This window comes from Streptomyces sp. NWU339, assembly GCF_003143855.1.
In the GTDB taxonomy this organism is placed as follows: Bacteria; Actinomycetota; Actinomycetes; order Streptomycetales; family Streptomycetaceae; genus Streptomyces.
Genome location: NZ_QFRK01000004.1, coordinates 176,903 through 194,825 on the forward strand (window position 1 = coordinate 176,903; position 17,923 = coordinate 194,825).

At 72.2% G+C, this 17,923-nt stretch carries 12 protein-coding genes; 4 read left to right on the forward strand and 8 right to left on the reverse strand.

What is annotated here, in order from left to right:
• Window positions 1–5: 5 nt before the first annotated feature.
• Window positions 6–1,382, forward strand: a complete 1,377-nt coding sequence (locus tag DIZ27_RS07260; RefSeq protein WP_181383416.1) for a glycosyltransferase — start codon at window positions 6–8, stop codon at window positions 1,380–1,382.
• On the forward strand, window positions 1,379–2,191 hold the full coding sequence (locus tag DIZ27_RS07265) for a polysaccharide deacetylase family protein (RefSeq protein ID WP_258308281.1): 813 nt from the start codon (window positions 1,379–1,381) through the stop codon (window positions 2,189–2,191). Before DIZ27_RS07260 ends, DIZ27_RS07265 begins: the two co-directional genes overlap by 4 nt.
• 49 nt (window positions 2,192–2,240) lie before the next feature.
• Here DIZ27_RS07265 and DIZ27_RS07270 read toward each other — a convergent pair whose 3' ends face one another.
• The 5 genes from DIZ27_RS07270 to DIZ27_RS07290 form a co-directional block, all read right to left on the reverse strand.
• Window positions 2,241–3,434, reverse strand: coding sequence for a glycoside hydrolase family 26 protein (locus DIZ27_RS07270; protein WP_258308282.1), 1,194 nt, complete (start codon window positions 3,432–3,434; stop codon window positions 2,241–2,243).
• Window positions 3,431–3,856, reverse strand: a complete 426-nt coding sequence (locus tag DIZ27_RS07275) for a hypothetical protein (RefSeq protein WP_109377471.1) — start codon at window positions 3,854–3,856, stop codon at window positions 3,431–3,433. Before DIZ27_RS07275 ends, DIZ27_RS07270 begins: the two co-directional genes overlap by 4 nt.
• Window positions 3,853–5,724, reverse strand: a complete 1,872-nt coding sequence (locus DIZ27_RS07280; protein ID WP_109377472.1) for a glycosyltransferase — start codon at window positions 5,722–5,724, stop codon at window positions 3,853–3,855. The genes DIZ27_RS07275 and DIZ27_RS07280 overlap by 4 nt, the downstream gene beginning before the upstream one ends.
• A gap of 223 nt (window positions 5,725–5,947) precedes the next feature.
• Window positions 5,948–8,452 carry a lipopolysaccharide biosynthesis protein gene (locus tag DIZ27_RS07285; RefSeq protein WP_109377473.1) on the reverse strand — a complete coding sequence of 835 codons (2,505 nt, stop codon included), beginning with the start codon at window positions 8,450–8,452 and terminating at the stop codon, window positions 5,948–5,950.
• A complete protein-coding gene (locus tag DIZ27_RS07290; RefSeq protein ID WP_109377474.1) occupies window positions 8,445–9,764 on the reverse strand; it encodes a DegT/DnrJ/EryC1/StrS family aminotransferase in 1,320 nt (439 codons plus the stop codon). Before DIZ27_RS07290 ends, DIZ27_RS07285 begins: the two co-directional genes overlap by 8 nt.
• Before the next feature lie 283 nt (window positions 9,765–10,047).
• On the opposite strand from DIZ27_RS07290, the gene fahA reads away from it, so the two are divergent.
• Both fahA and DIZ27_RS07300 read left to right on the forward strand, forming a co-directional pair.
• Window positions 10,048–11,262, forward strand: a complete 1,215-nt coding sequence (gene fahA, locus DIZ27_RS07295) for a fumarylacetoacetase (RefSeq protein WP_109377475.1) — start codon at window positions 10,048–10,050, stop codon at window positions 11,260–11,262.
• Window positions 11,263–11,481: 219 nt separating this feature from the next.
• A complete protein-coding gene (locus DIZ27_RS07300; RefSeq protein WP_109377476.1) occupies window positions 11,482–12,420 on the forward strand; it encodes a M56 family metallopeptidase in 939 nt (312 codons plus the stop codon).
• Between the two features lie 29 nt (window positions 12,421–12,449).
• Here DIZ27_RS07300 and recQ read toward each other — a convergent pair whose 3' ends face one another.
• From recQ to DIZ27_RS07315, 3 genes are all read right to left on the reverse strand, one after another.
• On the reverse strand, window positions 12,450–14,426 hold the full coding sequence (recQ, locus tag DIZ27_RS07305; RefSeq protein ID WP_109377477.1) for a DNA helicase RecQ: 1,977 nt from the start codon (window positions 14,424–14,426) through the stop codon (window positions 12,450–12,452).
• Between the two features lie 279 nt (window positions 14,427–14,705).
• Window positions 14,706–16,355, reverse strand: coding sequence for an NADH-quinone oxidoreductase subunit NuoN (gene nuoN, locus DIZ27_RS07310; protein WP_109377478.1), 1,650 nt, complete (start codon window positions 16,353–16,355; stop codon window positions 14,706–14,708).
• Window positions 16,352–17,923 carry an NADH-quinone oxidoreductase subunit M gene (locus tag DIZ27_RS07315; RefSeq protein ID WP_109377479.1) on the reverse strand — a complete coding sequence of 524 codons (1,572 nt, stop codon included), beginning with the start codon at window positions 17,921–17,923 and terminating at the stop codon, window positions 16,352–16,354. Before DIZ27_RS07315 ends, nuoN begins: the two co-directional genes overlap by 4 nt.

The following is a 17,923-nucleotide window of genomic DNA, read 5'->3' on the forward strand; positions in this document are numbered from 1 at the left end:
CGTTCATGAGAAGGGGAGGGCTCGTGGCCCGCACGGCACGTACGCAGCAGGAGATACGGCGGTTCCTGGACATCGGAGCGGTTCAGGTCGCCGAACTGGACCTGAACGGTGAGGAGACCGCCCTCAGACCCGGTCCGGGCAGCCCACCGGTGACGCACGGAGAGGTGTTCGTACTGGTCAGGCAGGCAGGCCGACCGGTGGGCACGCTGCTGGGGCGGGTGCCGGAGGGGGCCGATCCGGCAACGGTCCTGGCGGCGCTCGCACGGCGGGCGCACGAGCAGGAACCGGCGGAGGGGCGAGGACAGGGGCAGGGCGCGGAGAGGTCCGTGGCCGCCGGACCGCCGCCGCCCCGCGCCTCGGTCGTCGTGGCCACCCGGGAGCGGGCCGGACAGCTTGCCCGCGCGCTCGACTCGATCCTCGCGCAGGACCATCCGGGCTTCGAGGTCGTCGTCGTCGACAACGCGCCCGTGTCGGACGAGACGCGTGACCTGGTGGAGCGGAAGTACGGGGAGCGCGTGCGGTACGTGTGCGAGCCGGTCCCCGGGCTCGCGACCGCGCACAACACCGGGCTCGCCGCCGCCCGCGGCGAGGTGATCGCGTTCACCGACGACGACGTCGTCGCCGACCCCCGCTGGCTCACCGAGCTGACCGCGCCCTTCGCCTCCGACCCCGGGCTCGGCTGTGCCACCGGCCTGATCCTGCCCGCCCGGCTCCGCACCCCGGCCCAGGTCCTGCTGGAGAGCCACGGCGGTTTCGCGAAGGGGTTCACCCCGACGACGTACGACCCGAAGGACCCGCCCCGCGACGAGCCGCTGTTCCCCTTCACTGCGGGCCGGTTCGGCTCCGGCGCGAACATGGCGTTCCGTGCGGAGGTGCTGCGCGGGGTCGGCGGCTTCGACCCGGCCACCGGGGCCGGAACGCCCGCCTGGGGCGGCGACGACCTCTACGGGTTCGTCCGGGTCCTCGCCCAGGGACACAGGCTTCACTACACGCCCGGCGCGCTGGTGTGGCACCACCACCGGGAGACCTGGGCCGACCTGGAGACCCAGGCGTTCGGCTACGGCGCCGGACTCACCGCCTACCTCACCGCGATCCTGGTCAACCGGCCCGCGCTGCTGACGGCGTTCCTCGCCCGGGTGCCCCGCGGTCTGTCCCACGCCCGCGGGCTGACCGCCGTACGGGACACCGGCGGCGGGGGCGACGGCGGTGACGCCGGTGTCCCCGGTGACCGGGGGGCCGCGCCGGGCGACCACGACGCCCGCACGCATCCATGGCCACGTCGCCTCTCGCGCCTGCAGCGCAAGGGGATGCTGTACGGCCCGGTCGGTTATCTGCGGGCCCGGCGGGCGGCAGGGAGCCGGACGGGGAGGGGGACGAGATGACGGCGTCGTCGCGGGGTCCGGCGGCCATCCCCGTGTTCCTCTACCACGCCGTGATGGACGATCCGCCCGGCTGGATCGCCGAGTTCACCGTCACGCCCCGGGAGTTCGCGGCCCATCTGGACGCCGTCGTGGACAGCGGCCGCACGCCCGTCACCATCAGCGCTCTCGCCGACCATCTGGCCGGGCGCGCGCCGCTGCCGCCCCGGCCGGTGCTCCTCACCTTCGACGACGGTTTCGCGGACCTGCCCGGCCCCACCGCGGAGGCACTGGCCGAACGCGCCCTGCCCGCCACCGCGTACCTCACCACCGGCGCCATCACCCCGGGCGGCCGCAGCCTGCTCCCGCCGGCGCCGATGATGACCCTGGACCGGGTGGCGGCGCTGGAACGTTCCGGCATGGAGATCGGCAGCCACACGGTCAGCCACGCCCAGCTGGACACACTGACCGCCGGGCAGCTGCGCGCCGAACTGGTCGACTCCAAGGCCGCGCTGGAGGACACCCTCGGCCGTCCCGTCCCCCACCTCGCCTACCCGCACGGCTACAACAGCCCTCGGGTGAGGGCCATGGCGTCCCGCGTCGGCTACGAGACGGCGACCGCGGTACGGCACGCACTCAGCTCGGACCGCGACGAGCGCTACCGCATCGCCCGCCTCATCGTCCGCCGCGGCCACACCGTCGCCGACGTCGCCACCTGGCTGGCGGGCGGCGGCGCCCGGGTCGCCCCCTACCGCGACGGCCCGAAGACGATCGGCTGGCGCTGGTACCGGCACGCCCGAGCGGCCCTGCGCGGACCGGAGTTCGCGGGCTGAACGGACCGGGCGGTCGCTCCGGCCGTGTCGGGGCGACCGCCCGGTCACGTCACTTCGTCGGCTGGTTCAGGTACGGGTCGGACACCACCTCGCGCAGGCTTTCCCACGCCGCCTCGTTGGCCACGGCCAGATCGCAGTGCGGTCCGGGATCACGGTGGTTCCACTGGAGCGCGGCCTTGACCCCGTCCAGCCCCTTCAGTACGGGCGGTACCCGCGCATACCACTCGGCCTGCCGCTCCGACCGCGAGTCGTCGGCCGCCGAGCCGAACTCGGAGAGCATCAGCGGTTTGTCGGCGGAGATGTTCTCGCGTATCCAGTCGTGCGTGGCCGTCTGGGTCTGTTCGAAGGTCAGCCACTTCGTCTTGTGGCAGCGGTAGTAGTTGTACTGGTTGTAGCCGATCCAGTCGACGTACTCGTCCCCCGGGTACATCCCCTTGAACAGGTCACCGTGACTCAGGTACCCGGTGATGATCCAGGTCCACACCACGTTGTCCACGCCCAGCTCCCGGAACCGGTCGTGGATGTGCCGGTACGCCTTCACGTACTGGGCCGGTGTGCCGTTGTCCGGGGTGCGCGTGTCCATCTCCAGGTCGAAGGAGAGGAAGACCTTCTTCCCGGTGCGCTGCCCGTAGTCCTTGACGCGCCGGGCCTGGACGTCGATCACGGTCGCGTCCAGGTCACCGTCGGCTATCTCCTGCCACGTCGGCTGCTGTTCCTTCGTGCCGCCCCACCACTTGCTCTCCCAGGACAGCAGCAGCATGCGGTCCTTGCCGACCCGTTGCTCCTCCGGGCTCAGCAACTGCCCCTCCCTGCGGGTGCCTTCGGGCAGGGACATGTCGTGGTACGTGTACACGATGTCGAGCTTGCGGCCCACTCGTTGCTCGTAGGCCTCCACCCTGTTCTCCAGGTCGGCCCGTTCGTGCGGCACGAACGCCCCGAACCAGGCGCCGCACGGCGGTTCGAGCAGCTCCGTGGGCCGGCACTCCTCGCCCATTCCGGAGGGTTCCGAGCCGGACGGCCCGGAGGCGTCGCGCAGCGCGAGTACGGCGACCAGCACCGCGCAGACGACCACGGCGGAGGTGATCAACGGCCGTCGGCGGTTCGCGGCCGGCCTGGTTCCGGGTGTGCGGTGCCGACCGGTGCCGGGGCCGGGCCCCGGGTGCGCGGTGGTGTTCGTGCCGGTGGAGCGCCGGGCGCGGCGCAGAGCGGCGGCGATACGGTGAAAGGGACGGGCGAACCTCACAGGACGGAACCCTTCCGTGTCCTCGGCGGGGAGGCACGCAGCCGCGGGAAGAACGCGGCGAGCGTGGTCAGCAGCGTCAGGGCCAACAGCACCCGCTGCGCGCTGAAGGCATGGGTGGCGATCAGCGCCGTCGCGACGATCATCACCGCGCCGATACTGACGAACACGACCAGCATCAGTCGTTCCAGCAGGTCGGAGTGGCGGGCGAAGTCGGGGTCGCGCCGCTCGACGGGCCCCCGCGCCGCGCGCGTGCGCAGGGCGGGACCGCAGAGGCCGACCAGGGCGGCGCCGGGCCCCGCCGCCAGGAAGACGACGACGGCCGCACCCCGCAGCGGCGATCCGCCGGGGAGGGCGAGCGCGGCCAGCGCCAGCCAGCCGCCGAACGGCGGGAGCATCCTGATCACGAAGTCCTGCGGTGTCATCGCTCCGCCCCCTCTGCTCCGGCTTCCCCTGCTCCGGCCTCCCCCTGTCTCAGCTCGTAGACCACTCCCGCACCGGTCTCCGCCACCAGCCGGAACCGCGGCGACCCGGCGACGGACTCCCGGACGCGGTCCAGCTGGGCCCCGGTGAGCTGCCCGTTCATTTCGGAGTTGGCCAACTGGCTCCGGGTGAACAGGAAGTAGGCTCGAGCGGGGCGCTCCACCCCGGCCATGTCGGTGGCGAGGGTGCGGGCCGGGTCCCGCACGATCTCGTCGACGTGCCTCCGGTCGTCCTCGAGGAACCAGTAGTGGTCGACCCTCCCGTACGAGGCGTAGGCGAGCGGGTAGTTGCGGTTGGCGGCGACGACCAGCGAGCCCTCGGGCGCCTCGTCGAAGAGCTGCCGCACCAGGGCCACCTCCTGCGGCGGGAAGTAGCTGATCCTGTCCTTGCCCGAGTAGCTCGGGACGAACGCCAGGGTCCCGGCGAGCAGCACCAGCAGCGGGCCCCAGACCCGGACGCCGAAGCCGGTACGGAAGCCGAAGCCGTGGCGCGCACGGGCTTCGCCCTTCCGGCGGGCCTCGGCCTCCGCCTCCGCCGCCGCCTCGGTGGCGGCGAGGGTACGCACCTTGGGCAGCAGTGCGGCGGCACCGAAGAAGGCGACGCCGGGCAGCATGAACATCAGCACCCGGAAGATCATCTCGCTGCCGTAGCTGCTCGCCACGAACATCGGCAGCGGCGCCGCCGTGATCACCAGCAACGGCATCGCGCGGTACCGCAGCACGGGCTGCCGCCACACTCCGGCCGCCGCCAGCAGCAGGACCGAACCCGACAGCAGCCGGGCCGCCCACGAGGTCGCCACCGCCCCGGTGCCGGTCGGGGTGGTGCCGTACCCCGTCTCGACGTTGCCGCCGACGTCGCCCACCGCGCGGATCATGTCCGGCAGCGCGGCGGACAGGAAGGGCAGCGCGGCCGTCAGACACCAGGCCAGGAAGATGACGACCGTGGTGGCCACCGGAACCCAGTCCCGGTGGCGGCGCAGCAGCCACAGCGCGAGCAGTGACACGACCAGCATGCCGGGTGTGAGCTGGTGCGAGATGACGATCGCCGTCACCAGCAGGGTGACGAGGGCGGTCCAGACGGCCTGCCCGCGCCGCCCGCCGCCCGCGCCGGAACGGCCGTACCTGCGCAGCACCACGGCCAGCACGCCGAGATGCAGCGCGAAGGCGACGGACTGGGGGGAGAAGTAGTCCTGGCCCACCCAGTTGGCGACGTAGAAGAGCCAGACCGCGGTCCAGATCAGCCGCCGGTCCTCGGTGAAGGTGCGGTAGACCAGCAGCAGCGGGAGCAGCAGCATCAGGCTGGACGCCAGCGGCCACCACGCCATGTACATCGCCGCCGAGTCCACGCCCAGCAGACGCACCAACGCCGCCTGCGCGGCGAAGAAGCCAGGCCACTGGTCGTAGACCGCCATGTCACCGACCTGGTCGGCGTTCTGGAGCCCGCCGGCCGTCAGCAGGTGGTCGACGACGCCGTCGTGCTTCCACGCCCAGGCGTACAGCGGGGTCGGGTAGAGCACGGCCTGGGTGGCCCGCTCCATCACCAGCAGACCGAGCACGTACGCAGCCGGCCAGCCGCCGGACCGCCGCCGGTCGCGGGCCGTGAACCAGAAACCGGCGGTGAGCACGGCGAGGCCGGCCCAGAAGCTCGGGTGGAGCGCGGTGACCAGGCCGTAGTCGTCGAGGTGCGACACGTCGGTGTGCCGGACCGCGTACAGCCACAGCGCCAGTGCCGTCACCAGCGGTACCGCGGGCCGGAGCGCGAGGACACGGGGCACGGACCAGAGGGGCGGCAGGTCGGAAAGATCCGTCACGGGCTCATGGGCGGGGGTCGACGACTCCGAGGAAGGATCGGTCCGCGCATCGGTCCGTGACTCGGTCCGCGCATGCGGTTCGGCGGGGGCGACCGACGCCGGCGTGCTCTCGGGCGCGGGCTCGGACGCGGATCTCTCGCGTGGAGTGGCTGGCGGACGCACGGTGGTTCCCCCCTGGCGGTTCGGCTCCGGAACGTGTCGGTCGTTTCGGTCGGTCGTCGGTTCAGCCGTTCGGTCGTCCACGGTCGGGCGGCCGCGTCGCCGGCACGGCACGGCGCAGCGGCGGAAGGTGGAGGAGCGGCAGCAGGAGAAGCAGCGCGGCGAGCAGGGGCGGGGCCACCGGTGCGAGCGCGTCCCGCCACGCCCAGCCGGCCACGGCGACGAGATACAGCGCCCCCCAGCGTCCCGGCCAGGACGGCCTGCTGCCCGCGCGCGCCGACAGCAGCCACAGCGGGACGAGACACAGCAACTGGCAGACCGGCGGTGTCCAGCGCAGCAGTGGCTCGGGGCCGGCGAGTCCCATCGCGTCCGCGAGAAATGTGGCCGTCTGCGCGTACAACGCCCCGTCCAACGGCCTCGGTGGCCGGCCGAGGGTGACAGGTGCGGCGTACAGGGCGAGCAGGGCGGAACCCAGCGCGGCGCCGGGGAGCCAGGGGTCGGGTCGCGTGCACAGCGTCACCGAGGCGACGAAGACCAGAAGCAGCACTCCCCCGGCGGCGAGCGCCGAAAGCGGCAGCCCTTCCAGCAACAGGCGCCCCGTCAGTTCTCCCGGTTCCTCCCGCCCGGATCCGCCGAACCAGGGCAGCGAGCGCACCGACACCCAGAAGACGACGGTGGCGAGTCCGAGCAGCACCCAGAGGATGTCACGCAGGCGCCGCTCGGTCTCGTCCCCGGTCGACGGCGACGGGACCACACGGTGGGCACCGGGCCGGACGGGGTGAGCGTCCTCCACGCCGTCCCACGACGCGCCCCGTGCGGACCCCTCCCTCTGCTCCTCCGGCTCCTCGTGTTCCTCCGGCTCCTCGTGCTTCTTCTGCTCCTCGTGCTTCTTCGACTCATGCGGTCCATGCCGCTCAGGCGGTCCGTCGTCCCGGCCCGGTGCGTCCCGTGGAGTGGGCGCCTCCCCGCCCCCCTCCCCCGCCCCGGGACCGGTGTCCTCCTCCGCGTCCGCAGGGCGGGACCGCACGATGAACGCCAGCGTGTCCGCCTGGAGCGCCTCCCGTTCGTAACCGGGGCGGCCGATGAACAACGTGACGGTGTCGTCGCCGCCCTGCCCGGAATCCTCCCTGTCCTCGTAGGCGGCCCGGCGGGCCCAACCCGTGCCGTACCCGGCGGTGGCGTTCAGCTTCGCCCAGCGGGTGCCGTAGGCGGACCCGGCAGGGGCCCGGTCCGGCCCGTCCTGCCCCAGGGACCCGCCGCGCGTGCCGCGCAGCGCCGACCGCAGTCCGAAGACCGAGACGACGGCGATCAACGTCATGCTGATCAGCACCGCCCACCCGGCCCCCGCGATCCCCGCGGGGCTGAACAGCACGGCCGCGCTGCCCAGGACCAGCACGCACATGGCCCCTTGGAGGGCGGCGAGCACACCGGTGCGTCCCTGCACCCGCAGCACCCCGATGTACAGCTCCACCACCACCCGGGGCAGCGCCCCGAGCGCGAGCAGCCGCAGCACGGCCGAGCCGTGCTCGGCGTAGTCCGCGCTGAACGGGGTGAGGATCTGCGGCGCGAAGACCACGAGCACCAGCACCACCGGCACCAGCAGCAACGCCATCCGGCGCAGTGCCCCCCGGACGCCGTCCGCGAGTTGCCGTGGGTCGTGCGAGGCGTGGGCGGTGAGCGACGAGGCCATGTTGATGGCCATGAACTCCATGGTGCCGCCGACGGTGTACGCCACGTAGAAGTAGCCGTTGTCGGCGGCGCTGAAGCGCACCGCGACCATCACCGGCAGCAGGTTGATCATCGCCAGGCTGAACAGGGCGCCGAGCGAGTCTCCGGCCAGGAAACGGCCCATGTCCCGGACCTTGGGCGGTTCCCGGTCAAGCTCGGCGGCGGCCTGGCGCGGAATGAGACGGCGGAAGATCAGCCAGCCGAGCGGCAGTGTGGAGAACGCGATCGCGACGGCCCAGGACACGAAGATGCCCAGCACCGGCAGCGCGCTCGCGAAGACGGCCAGCAGGACCAGCTTCCCGGTGGAGAAGACGGCGTTCCCGACGGGCACCCACTCCGTCTTCCGCAGGCCCGTGAGCACCCCGTCCTGCAGTGTGAGCAGCGCCCACGCCACGCACGCCGCGACGAACAGCGCGCCCGCCAGCGGTGTGCCGAGGGGTTCGTACGACGCGCCCCACAGATCCAGCGTGAGCAGGAAGACGCCCGCGGCCAGGGCGACGACCAGCGAACTCGCCCCGTACACACCCCACACCAGGCGCCCGGTCTCGCGGCCGGCACGCGGCACGAAGCGGACCACGGCGCCGATCATCGTGGTCGCGGTGATGCTGGCGAGCAGCCGCATCGCGGCGATGGCGGCGGAGCCCTCGCCGACCGCTTCCTCGGAGTAGTAGCGCGCGGCCACGAGCCAGAAGCCCAGTCCGAGGACCGCGGACACGCCGGTGCTGAGCATCAGGAAGTAGGCGTTCTTGAACAGCGAGTCGGAGCCGGGTTCGTGGTCGGCGGGTTCGGGGCCGACGCCGCTGCGCACCACGGCGGGCTCGTGCACCTGGATCTCAGTCACGGGGCGGCCCCAGCCCTCTCGCCGTGTTCCCCGACCGTACCGCCCCGCGCCGCTCCGGCCCCTCCGGTGCCGCTGGTGCCTCCGGTGACTCCGGTTCGGCCCGTGCCTCGGGCGGCTCGGCCGGCCGTGCCCCGGACCGTTCCAGCACCTCGACGACCTCCCGTGCCCGCAGCGGGTCCACCGGCAGCGCGTGCCGCGCGAACCAGCGAGCGCCCCCGGGCGCGGGCGACGGGTCCGTGAACTCCGCTCCCGCGTAGTCGTCCAGGGGTGGATCGTAGAGGTAGCCGACGACGATGCCGCGCCGTGCCAGCGCCTCGATCGCGGCGTCCCGGTCCGCCACGAGCAGCGGCACCCGGAACAGCGGCTGCGCCGCACCGCCCGGACGCGGCCGGGCCCACCGCGTCGACAGCAGCAGTTCCGTACCCGCGCGGGAGGCAGCCAGTACGTCGTCCAGCCGCCCGAGCCCGCGCCGGACCCGGCGCAGGCGCACGGGGCCGGGCTCCAGCCGGTAGTCGTGCATGTCGACCCTGACCCAGGGATCGTGCGCGGCCAGATCCGGGGCGGAGCGCACCGCGTCGGCCAGCGCGTCCGGACGCAGTGGCATGCGGATCCCCTCACGCTCCGTCAGCCCCAGCAGCCCCATCGCGGCCCAGGCCGCCCGGCGCAGCCCGAGCCCCCGCACGGCGGCCTCGGCGTACGGCCGTACCGCATAGGTGAGTTCGGACGCCATCCGGCGTGGGGCGAGCAGTTCGGCGCAGGCCTCCCGCACCGCTGCGCTCCGGCCCGGGTCGGCCAGCGAGAGGATGCCCCCCGTCTGGGCGCCGACATGCTTGGAAAGGCTGAAAACAGACGCATCGCCCCAGGCGCCGACCGGCCGCCCGCCGACCTCGCTGCCGATGGCGTGCGCCCCGTCCTCGAACAACGGGATGCCCAACGCGTCGCAGCGGGACCGCAGTTCCGGTGCCGGGTCCGGGTTGCCGTACAGGTTCGTGGTCAGTACGGCGGACAGCGAGCCCCACACCTCGTCGGGCACGGCACCGGTGTCGATGGACGCGTCGAGCGGGTTCAACGGCGCCTGCACCGGGCGCAGCCCCGCCGCGAGCACCACGAAGAAGATGACGTCGTCGTTGACCGGCGACATCAACACCCTGCCGCCGGGCGGGCACCAGTGGCGCAACGCCACGAACAGCCCGAACCTGCACGACGGCACGTACACGCATTCCCGGCCGAGCCGGCCGCGCATGACCTCTTCCAGCCTCTTCGACTGCGAGCCAGAGCGCGCCGAGCCCGGACCGGCCTCCCCTATGGCCATCCGTCCCCCTGATGTGCCATCGGAACGCCCCCTCCCCGAGGCCTTCCGGCACCCGCCCAGAGTCACCCCGTTCGCACCGCTCCGTCAAGATTGCGTCGCGTCCTGTGGATAACTTCCGGTACGCAAGGGGAAGCGGCACATGGACCCGCCTCCCGCTGCCCGTCACCCCGGACCCGCCCCTTTTCCTCTGCCCAAGACGACCGCGGCACCCGTAACGTGTGGCACGACCACGGACACGTGAAGCACCAGAGCACCTGCGCACACGAGAGCGAGGCAGCACCCGATGCCCCCCTTCGATGTCCCCGAGGGCGATCCCTTCGGCCCGCACAACCTGCCGTACGGCGTGTTCTCTCCCCCCGGCTCGACGGAGCAGAGGGTGGGCGTCCGGCTCGGCGACCACGTCCTCGACGCCGGCGCGGCAGCCCACGCCCTGGGCTCCCCGTACGCCTCCCTGCTCGCCCGCCCGACGCTCAACCCGCTGCTGGCGGCGGGCCGGACGGCCTGGTCCGACGTGCGGCGGGCGCTCACGGCCTGGGTGACCGTCCCGGCGCACCGGGAGACCGTCGGGCCGCTGTTCCATCCGCTGTCCTCGGTGACCCTGCACCTCCCCTTCGACGTCGCGGACTACGTCGACTTCTACGCCTCCGAGAACCACGCACGGAACGTCGGCCGGATCTTCCGCCCCGACGCGGCCGACTCCCTCACCCCGAACTGGAAGCACCTGCCGATCGGCTACCACGGCCGCTCCGGCACGGTGCTGGTCTCCGGCACGGACGTCGTACGGCCCTCGGGGCAGCGCAAGGCACCGATCGACCCGGCCCCGGTCTTCGGCCCGTCGGTCCGGCTGGACATCGAGGCCGAGGTCGGCTTCGTGGTCGGGACGCCGTCCGAGCGGGGCCGGCCGGTGCCGCTCGGCGACTTCCGTGACCACGTCTTCGGCCTCTGCCTCCTCAACGACTGGTCCGCACGCGACGTCCAGGCCTGGGAGTACGTCCCCCTCGGCCCGTTCCTCGGCAAGTCCTTCGCCACCTCGGTGTCGGCCTGGATCACCCCCCTGGACGCCCTGGAAGAGGCCCGGGTGGCGCCACCGGAGCGCACGCACGAGCTGCTGCCGTACCTGGACGACACGGACGAGGAACCCGGCGGTTACGACCTGCGGATCTCCGTGGCCGTCAACGGCCACGTCGTCTCCGAGCCCCCCTTCTCCACCATGTACTGGACAGCCGCCCAGCAGCTCGCCCACATGACCGTGAACGGCGCCTCCCTGCGCACCGGCGACCTCTACGGCTCCGGCACGGTGAGCGGCCCCGCCGAGCGGGAACGCGGGTCTCTGCTGGAACTGACCTGGAACGGGCGGGATGCCCTCGAACTCCCCGACGGAAAGCGGACGTTCCTGGAGGACGGCGACGTGGTGACCCTGTCGGCCTGGGCCCCGGGACCGGACGGTGTCCGCGTCGGCCTCGGCGAGGTCACGGGGCGGGTGACGCCCGCGGGCTGATCCCCGCGGCCGGGCCGGGTCAATCCCACCAATCCCGTCCATCCCGTCCATCCCGGGGTCGCCGCCCGCAGGGCGTCCTTCCGCGCGCCCTCCGATCTCCGTCGCCCCCTGCCCCACACCGCCCTTCACCGTCATACTTGGCGTCGGGCGGTGTGCGGCTCCCGCATGTCCCGCACGATCCGAAGTCCCCCTCTGCCGACAGGATCCGGAGCCCTTGGCATGACCCTCTGCCTGCTCCTGCTGAGCGTTGTCGCCGTGACGGCCGCCGGGCCCGTCCCTCGCGCGCTGACCCGGGCCGACTGGCCGGAGCGGGAACCGGTGGTCGCCCTGTGGGTCTGGCAGTGTCTCGTCGCCACGGTCCTGCTGTGCTGCGTGACCGCCCTCACCCTGGGCGCCGCGGCCGTCTTCGGCACCGTACGCGCCCAGCTCTTCGCGCCGGCCCCGCCCGCGGTGACCGCGGCGTACGACCTGTCCGCCGCCCCGCCGTGGACGGCCGTCCTCACCCTGCTGCTGGCCTGCGGCGCCGCCTGGACCACGGCCATGCTCGTACGGGAACTGGTCGACGCCCGCCGACGCCGCGCCCAGGCCCGCGCACATCTGCTGGAACGCGCCCCCGATCTGCCCGCCGGTCTCCCCGCCGCCCGCGGCCCCCTGCTGGTGCTGGAGGACGAGTACCCCGACGCCTGGTGGATGCCGGGCAGTCCGCCCCAGCTGATCGTCACCACCGGTGCCCTGCGCCGCCTCACCGACCACCAGATCGACGCCGTCCTCGCCCACGAACGCGGCCACGCCCGCGCCCACCACGACTGGCTGCTGCACCTCTCCACCGCTCTGGCCACCGGCTTCCCCCGCGTCCCGCTGTTCACCCACTTCTGCGACCAGACCCACCGCCTGGTCGAACTGGCCGCCGACGACACCGCCTCCCGCCGCTGCGGCCACCTGACCACGGCACTGGCGCTGATCGAGCTCAACCAGCACCGTGGCGTCCTGTCCTGCGCCTCCAGCCACCGCCTGCTCGGCGAGCGCGTCGACCGCCTGCTGAAGCCCCCGCCCCGCCTCGGCCGCCGTGACCGCGCCCTGACGACGACAGCGGCGGCCCTGGTCCCCCTCCTCCCCCTGCTGATCACCTTCGCCCCGGGCCTCACCGCCCTGCCCTGAGCGTGTTGTCCGGAAAGGCCGGCGGCGGACTACATCCAGTCGTCCGGCTCCGGTTCGGCGTCCATCTCGGGCCAGTCGTCCGACGCGGAACCGGTGGCGTCCGCAGCCACGTCCTGCGACCCGGCACGGGCCTCGGTCCCCGGCCGCCCGCCCAGCTCCCCCAGCACCTTCAGCACACCCTCCCCGTACGTCGCGAGCTTCTTCTCGCCCACCCCGCTGATCCCGCCGAGCTCGGCCACCGAACCGGGCCAGACCGTGGCGATCTCCCTGAGCGTGGCGTCGTGGAAGATGACGTACGCGGGGACACCCTGCTCGCGGGCCTGCTCGGCACGCCAGGCGCGCAGCGCCTCGAAGGCCGGCACGAGCTCCTCGGGCAGCTCGGCCGCGGCGGCCTTGGCCTTGCCCCGCCCGGAACCCGACGTTCCCGACGCCTCCGACCGGGAAGTCACCGGCTTCTTCGGCTCCTTGCGCAGCGGCACCTCACGCTCGCGACGCAGCACCGCCCCACTGGCCTCGGTCAGCACCAGCGTGCCGTACTCGCCCTCGACCGCCAGCAGCCCCTGGGCCAGCAACTGCCGGACCACGCCCCGCCACTCGCCCTCACTGAGATCCTCACCGATCCCGAACACGGACAGCTGGTCGTGGTCGAACTGGATGACCTTGGCGGTGCGCTTCCCCAGCAGGATGTCGACGATCTGCACCGTGCCGAACTTCTGCCCGCGCTCCCGCTGCAGCCGGACCACCGTCGACAGCACCTTCTGGGCCGCGACGGTGCCGTCCCAGGTCTCCGGCGGGGTGAGGCAGGTGTCGCAGTTGCCGCAGCCGGCCGGGGCGGCGTCGTCCTGGCCGAAGTAGGCCAGGAGCCGGGCACGCCGGCACCCGGCCGTCTCGCACAGTGCGAGCATCGCGTCCAGATGCTGGGCGGCCCGCCGCCGGAAGGCCTCGTCCCCCTCGCCGGACTGGATCAGCTTGCGCTGCTGCACGACGTCGCCCAGGCCGTACGCCATCCAGGCCGTGGACGGCAGCCCGTCGCGGCCGGCGCGGCCCGTCTCCTGGTAGTAGCCCTCGACGGACTTGGGCAGGTCGAGATGGGCGACGAACCGGACGTCCGGCTTGTCGATGCCCATCCCGAAGGCGATGGTCGCCACCACGACCAGGCCGTCCTCCCGAAGGAAACGGGCCTGGTGCGCGGCGCGCGTCCCCGCGTCCAGCCCCGCGTGGTAGGGCACCGCCTCGATGCCGTTGCGGCTGAGGAACTCGGCCGTCTTCTCGACGGAGTTGCGGGAGAGGCAGTAGACGATGCCCGCGTCCCCGGCGTGCTCCTCGCGCAGGAAGCCCAGCAACTGCTTCTTGGGGTCGGCCTTCGGCACGATCCGGTACTGGATGTTGGGCCGGTCGAAGCTCGCCACGAAGTGCCGGGCGTCCGGCATGGCCAGCCGCTCGGTGATCTCCCGGTGCGTGGCGTGCGTGGCCGTCGCGGTGAGCGCGATCCGGGGCACGTCCGGCCAGCGCTCCCCGAGCAGTGACAGCGTGAGGTAGTCCGGCCGGAAGTCGTGCCCCCACTGGGACACGCAGTGCGCCTCGTCGATCGCGAAGACGGAGATCTTCCCCCGCGAGAGCAGCTCCAGCGAACTGTCCAGCCGCAGCCGCTCCGGCGCGAGGTACAGCAGATCCAGCTCGCCCGCCAGGAACTCGGCCTCCACCACACGACGCTCGTCGAAGTCCTGCGTGGAGTTCATGAACCCGGCGCGCACGCCGAGCGCCCGCAGCGCGTCCACCTGGTCCTGCATCAACGCGATCAGCGGGGAGACGACGACCCCCGTACCCGGTCTGACCAGGGCCGGGATCTGGTAGCACAGGGACTTGCCGCCACCGGTCGGCATGAGGACCACGGCGTCCCCGCCCGCGATCACATGCTCGATCACCGCTTCCTGCTCACCGCGGAAGGCCTCGAACCCGAACACCCGCTGCAGCGTGGCCCGCGCCTCGCTCTCCATCACAGCCATCCCACCACTACCGCTCGTCACCGTGCCCCCGTAAGCCGTCCCTCGGCCACTGCATTCGCTGCGTCCACTGCGTCCGCTGCACCCACGATAGGTGCCCGCACCGACAGCCCCGGAGTTTTCCACAGGTCCACCGAACCCCGGCCGCCGCTCCCGCACGGGCGCCGCAGCCGGAGAACCATGACCAGGCGGTCCGCACCCGGGTCCGCCGCCGGGGCTCGGCGTGCACGCGAAGAGGCCCGGTTCCCCAGAGAGAACCGGGCCTCTTCGTACCGCCGTGCGTCAGCGCACGAACACTCCCGCGTCGCCCGCCAGCTCCAGGAAGTACTGCGGTGCCACACCGAGCACCACCGTGACCACCACGCCCAGTCCGATCGCCGTCATCGTCAACGGCGACGGCACCGCGACGGTCGGGCCCTCGGGCCGCGGGTCGCTGAAGAACATCAGGACGATCACCCGGATGTAGAAGAACGCCGCGATCGCCGACGCGATCACACCGACCACGACCAGCGGCACCGCGCCGCCCTCCGCCGCCGCCTTGAACACGGCGAACTTCCCGGCGAAGCCGGAGGTCAGCGGAATGCCCGCGAAGGCGAGCAGGAACACCGCGAACACCGCCGCCACCAGGGGCGAACGGCGGCCGAGCCCAGCCCACTTGGACAGGTGCGTCGCCTCACCTCCGGCGTCCCGCACCAGCGTCACCACCGCGAACGCGCCGATCGTCACGAACGAGTACGCCGCCAGGTAGAAGAGGACGGACGAGATGCCGGCCGGCGTGGCCGCGATGACGCCCGCGAGGACGAAGCCCGCGTGCGAGATCGCCGAGTACGCCAGCAGCCGCTTGATGTCGGTCTGGGTGATCGCGAAGATCGCGCCGCCCAGCATGGTGACGATGGCCACGGCCCACATGACCGGCCGCCAGTCCCAGCGCAGGCCGGGGAGCAGGACGTACAGCACCCGCAGCAGGGCGCCGAACGCCGCCACCTTGGTCGCCGCCGCCATCAGGCCCGTCACCGGGGTGGGCGCGCCCTGGTACACGTCCGGCGTCCACATGTGGAAGGGGACGGCACCGACCTTGAACAGCAGGCCCATGATCAGCAGACCCGCGCCCACCAGCAGCAGCGCGTCGTTGCCCATGGTGTTGACGAGGGCCGGGTCGACCTCCGGGATCGTGCCCTCGACGACCTGCGCGATCCTCGCGTACGACATCGAGCCCGCGTAGCCGTACAGCAGCGCGATGCCGAAGAGGAGGAACGCGGAGGCGAACGAGCCGAGCAGGAAGTACTTGACCGCGGCCTCCTGCGAGATCAGCCGCTTGCGGCGGGCCAGCGCGCAGAGCAGGTACAGCGGGAGGGAGAGGACCTCCAGGGCCACGAAGAGCGTCACCAGGTCGTTGGCCGCCGGAAAGACCAGCATGCCGGCGACGGCGAAGAGCAGCAGCGGGAACACCTCGGTGGTGGTGAACCCGGCCCTGACCGCCTTCTTCTCGTTCTCGCTGCCCGGCACGGCCGCGGCCTGCGCGGCGAACGAGTCGACGCGGTTGCCCTGCACCTCCGGGTCGAGCCTGCGCTCGGCGAAGGTGAACAGGCCGACCAGGGCCGTCAGCAGGATCGTGCCCTGCAGGAACAGGGCAGGGCCGTCGACGGCGATCGCGCCCATTGCCGCGATGCCCGCCCTGGTCGTGCCGTACCCGGCGGCCGCGAGCGCCACCACCGCGGCGAACGCGGCGACGACCGCGGCCGTCGCGACGAACATCTGTGCGTGGTAACGGAACCTGCGCGGTACGAAGCCCTCGACCAGGATCCCGACGACCGCCGCACCGACGATGATCAGGACGGGGGCGAGCTGGGCGTACTCGATCTTCGGCGCGTCGATCCTCGAGATCGGGTCGGCCGCAGTTGTCCACAGGCTGTGGACGGCTGATGCGCTCACTTGGCCGCCTCCACCTCGGGCTGGGGGTCCTTCTTCTGTACGTCGGACATGGTCTGCTTCACCGCCGGGTTCACGATGTCCGTGACGGGCTTCGGGTAGACGCCCAGGAAGACCAGCAGCACGATCAGCGGCGCGGCCACGGCGATCTCACGCACCCGCAGGTCGGGCATCTTGGCAAGCTCGGGCCTGAGGGGGCCCGTCATCGTCCGCTGGTAGAGGACGAGGGTGTAGAGCGCGGCGAGCACGATGCCGAAGGTGGCGATGACGCCGATCACCGGGTAGCGCGTGAACGTGCCGACCAGGACCAGGAACTCGCTGACGAACGGCGCCAGTCCCGGCAGCGACAGCGTCGCCAGACCGCCGATCAGGAACGTGCCGGCGAGGACCGGCGCGACCTTCTGCACCCCGCCGTAGTCGGCGATGAGCCGGGAGCCGCGCCGCGAGATCAGGAACCCGGCCACCAGCAGCAGGACGGCGGTCGAGATCCCGTGGTTGACCATGTAGAGCGTCGCCCCGGACTGGCCCTGGCTGGTCATCGCGAAGATGCCCATGATGATGAAGCCGAAGTGCGAGATCGACGCGTACGCGATCAGCCGCTTGATGTCGCGCTGGCCCACCGCGAGCAGCGCCCCGTAGATGATGCTGATGACGGCCAGCACCATGATCACGGGCGTCGCCCACTTGCTCGCCTCCGGGAACAGCTGGAGGCAGAAGCGCAGCATCGCGAAGGTGCCCACCTTGTCCACGACGGCCGTGATGAGCACGGCGACCGGAGCGGTGGACTCCTGCATGGCGTTGGGCAGCCAGGTGTGCAGCGGCCACATCGGCGCCTTCACCGCGAAGGCGAAGAAGAACCCGAGGAACAGCCAGCGCTCGGTGCTCGCCGCCATCTGGAGCGAACCGTTGGCCCGCGCCTCGGCGATCTCCGTGAGGGAGAAGTTCCCGGCGACCACGTACAGCCCGATCACCGCGGCCAGCATGACCAGACCGCCGGCCAGGTTGTAGAGCAGGAACTTCACCGCCGCGTACGAACGCTGCGTCGTGGCCGCCTGCTCGCCGTGCTGGTGGGCCCGGTCCCCGAAGCCGCCGATCAGGAAGTACAGCGGGATCAGCATGGCTTCGAAGAAGATGTAGAAGAGGAAGACGTCGGTGGCCTCGAAGGAGAGGATCACCATCGCCTCGACGGCCAGGATCAGGGCGAAGAAGCCCTGCGTCGGCCGCCACCGTTTGCTGCCGGTCTCCAGGGGGTCGGCGTCGTGCCAGCCCGCGAGGATGATGAACGGGATCAGCAGGGCGGTCAGCGCGATCAGCGCGACCCCGATGCCGTCCACCCCGAGCTCGTAGCGGACGCCGAACTCCGCGATCCAGGCGTGCGATTCGGTGAGCTGGTAGCGGTCGCCGCCCGGGTCGAAGCGCACCAGGACGACGATCGCCAGCATCAGGGTGGCGATCGAGACCAGCAGGGCCAGCCATTTGGCGGCGGTGCGTTTCGCGGCCGGTACGGCGGCCGTGGCGATCGCCCCGACGGCCGGGAGCGCCGCCGTCGCTGTCAGCAGAGGAAAGGACAT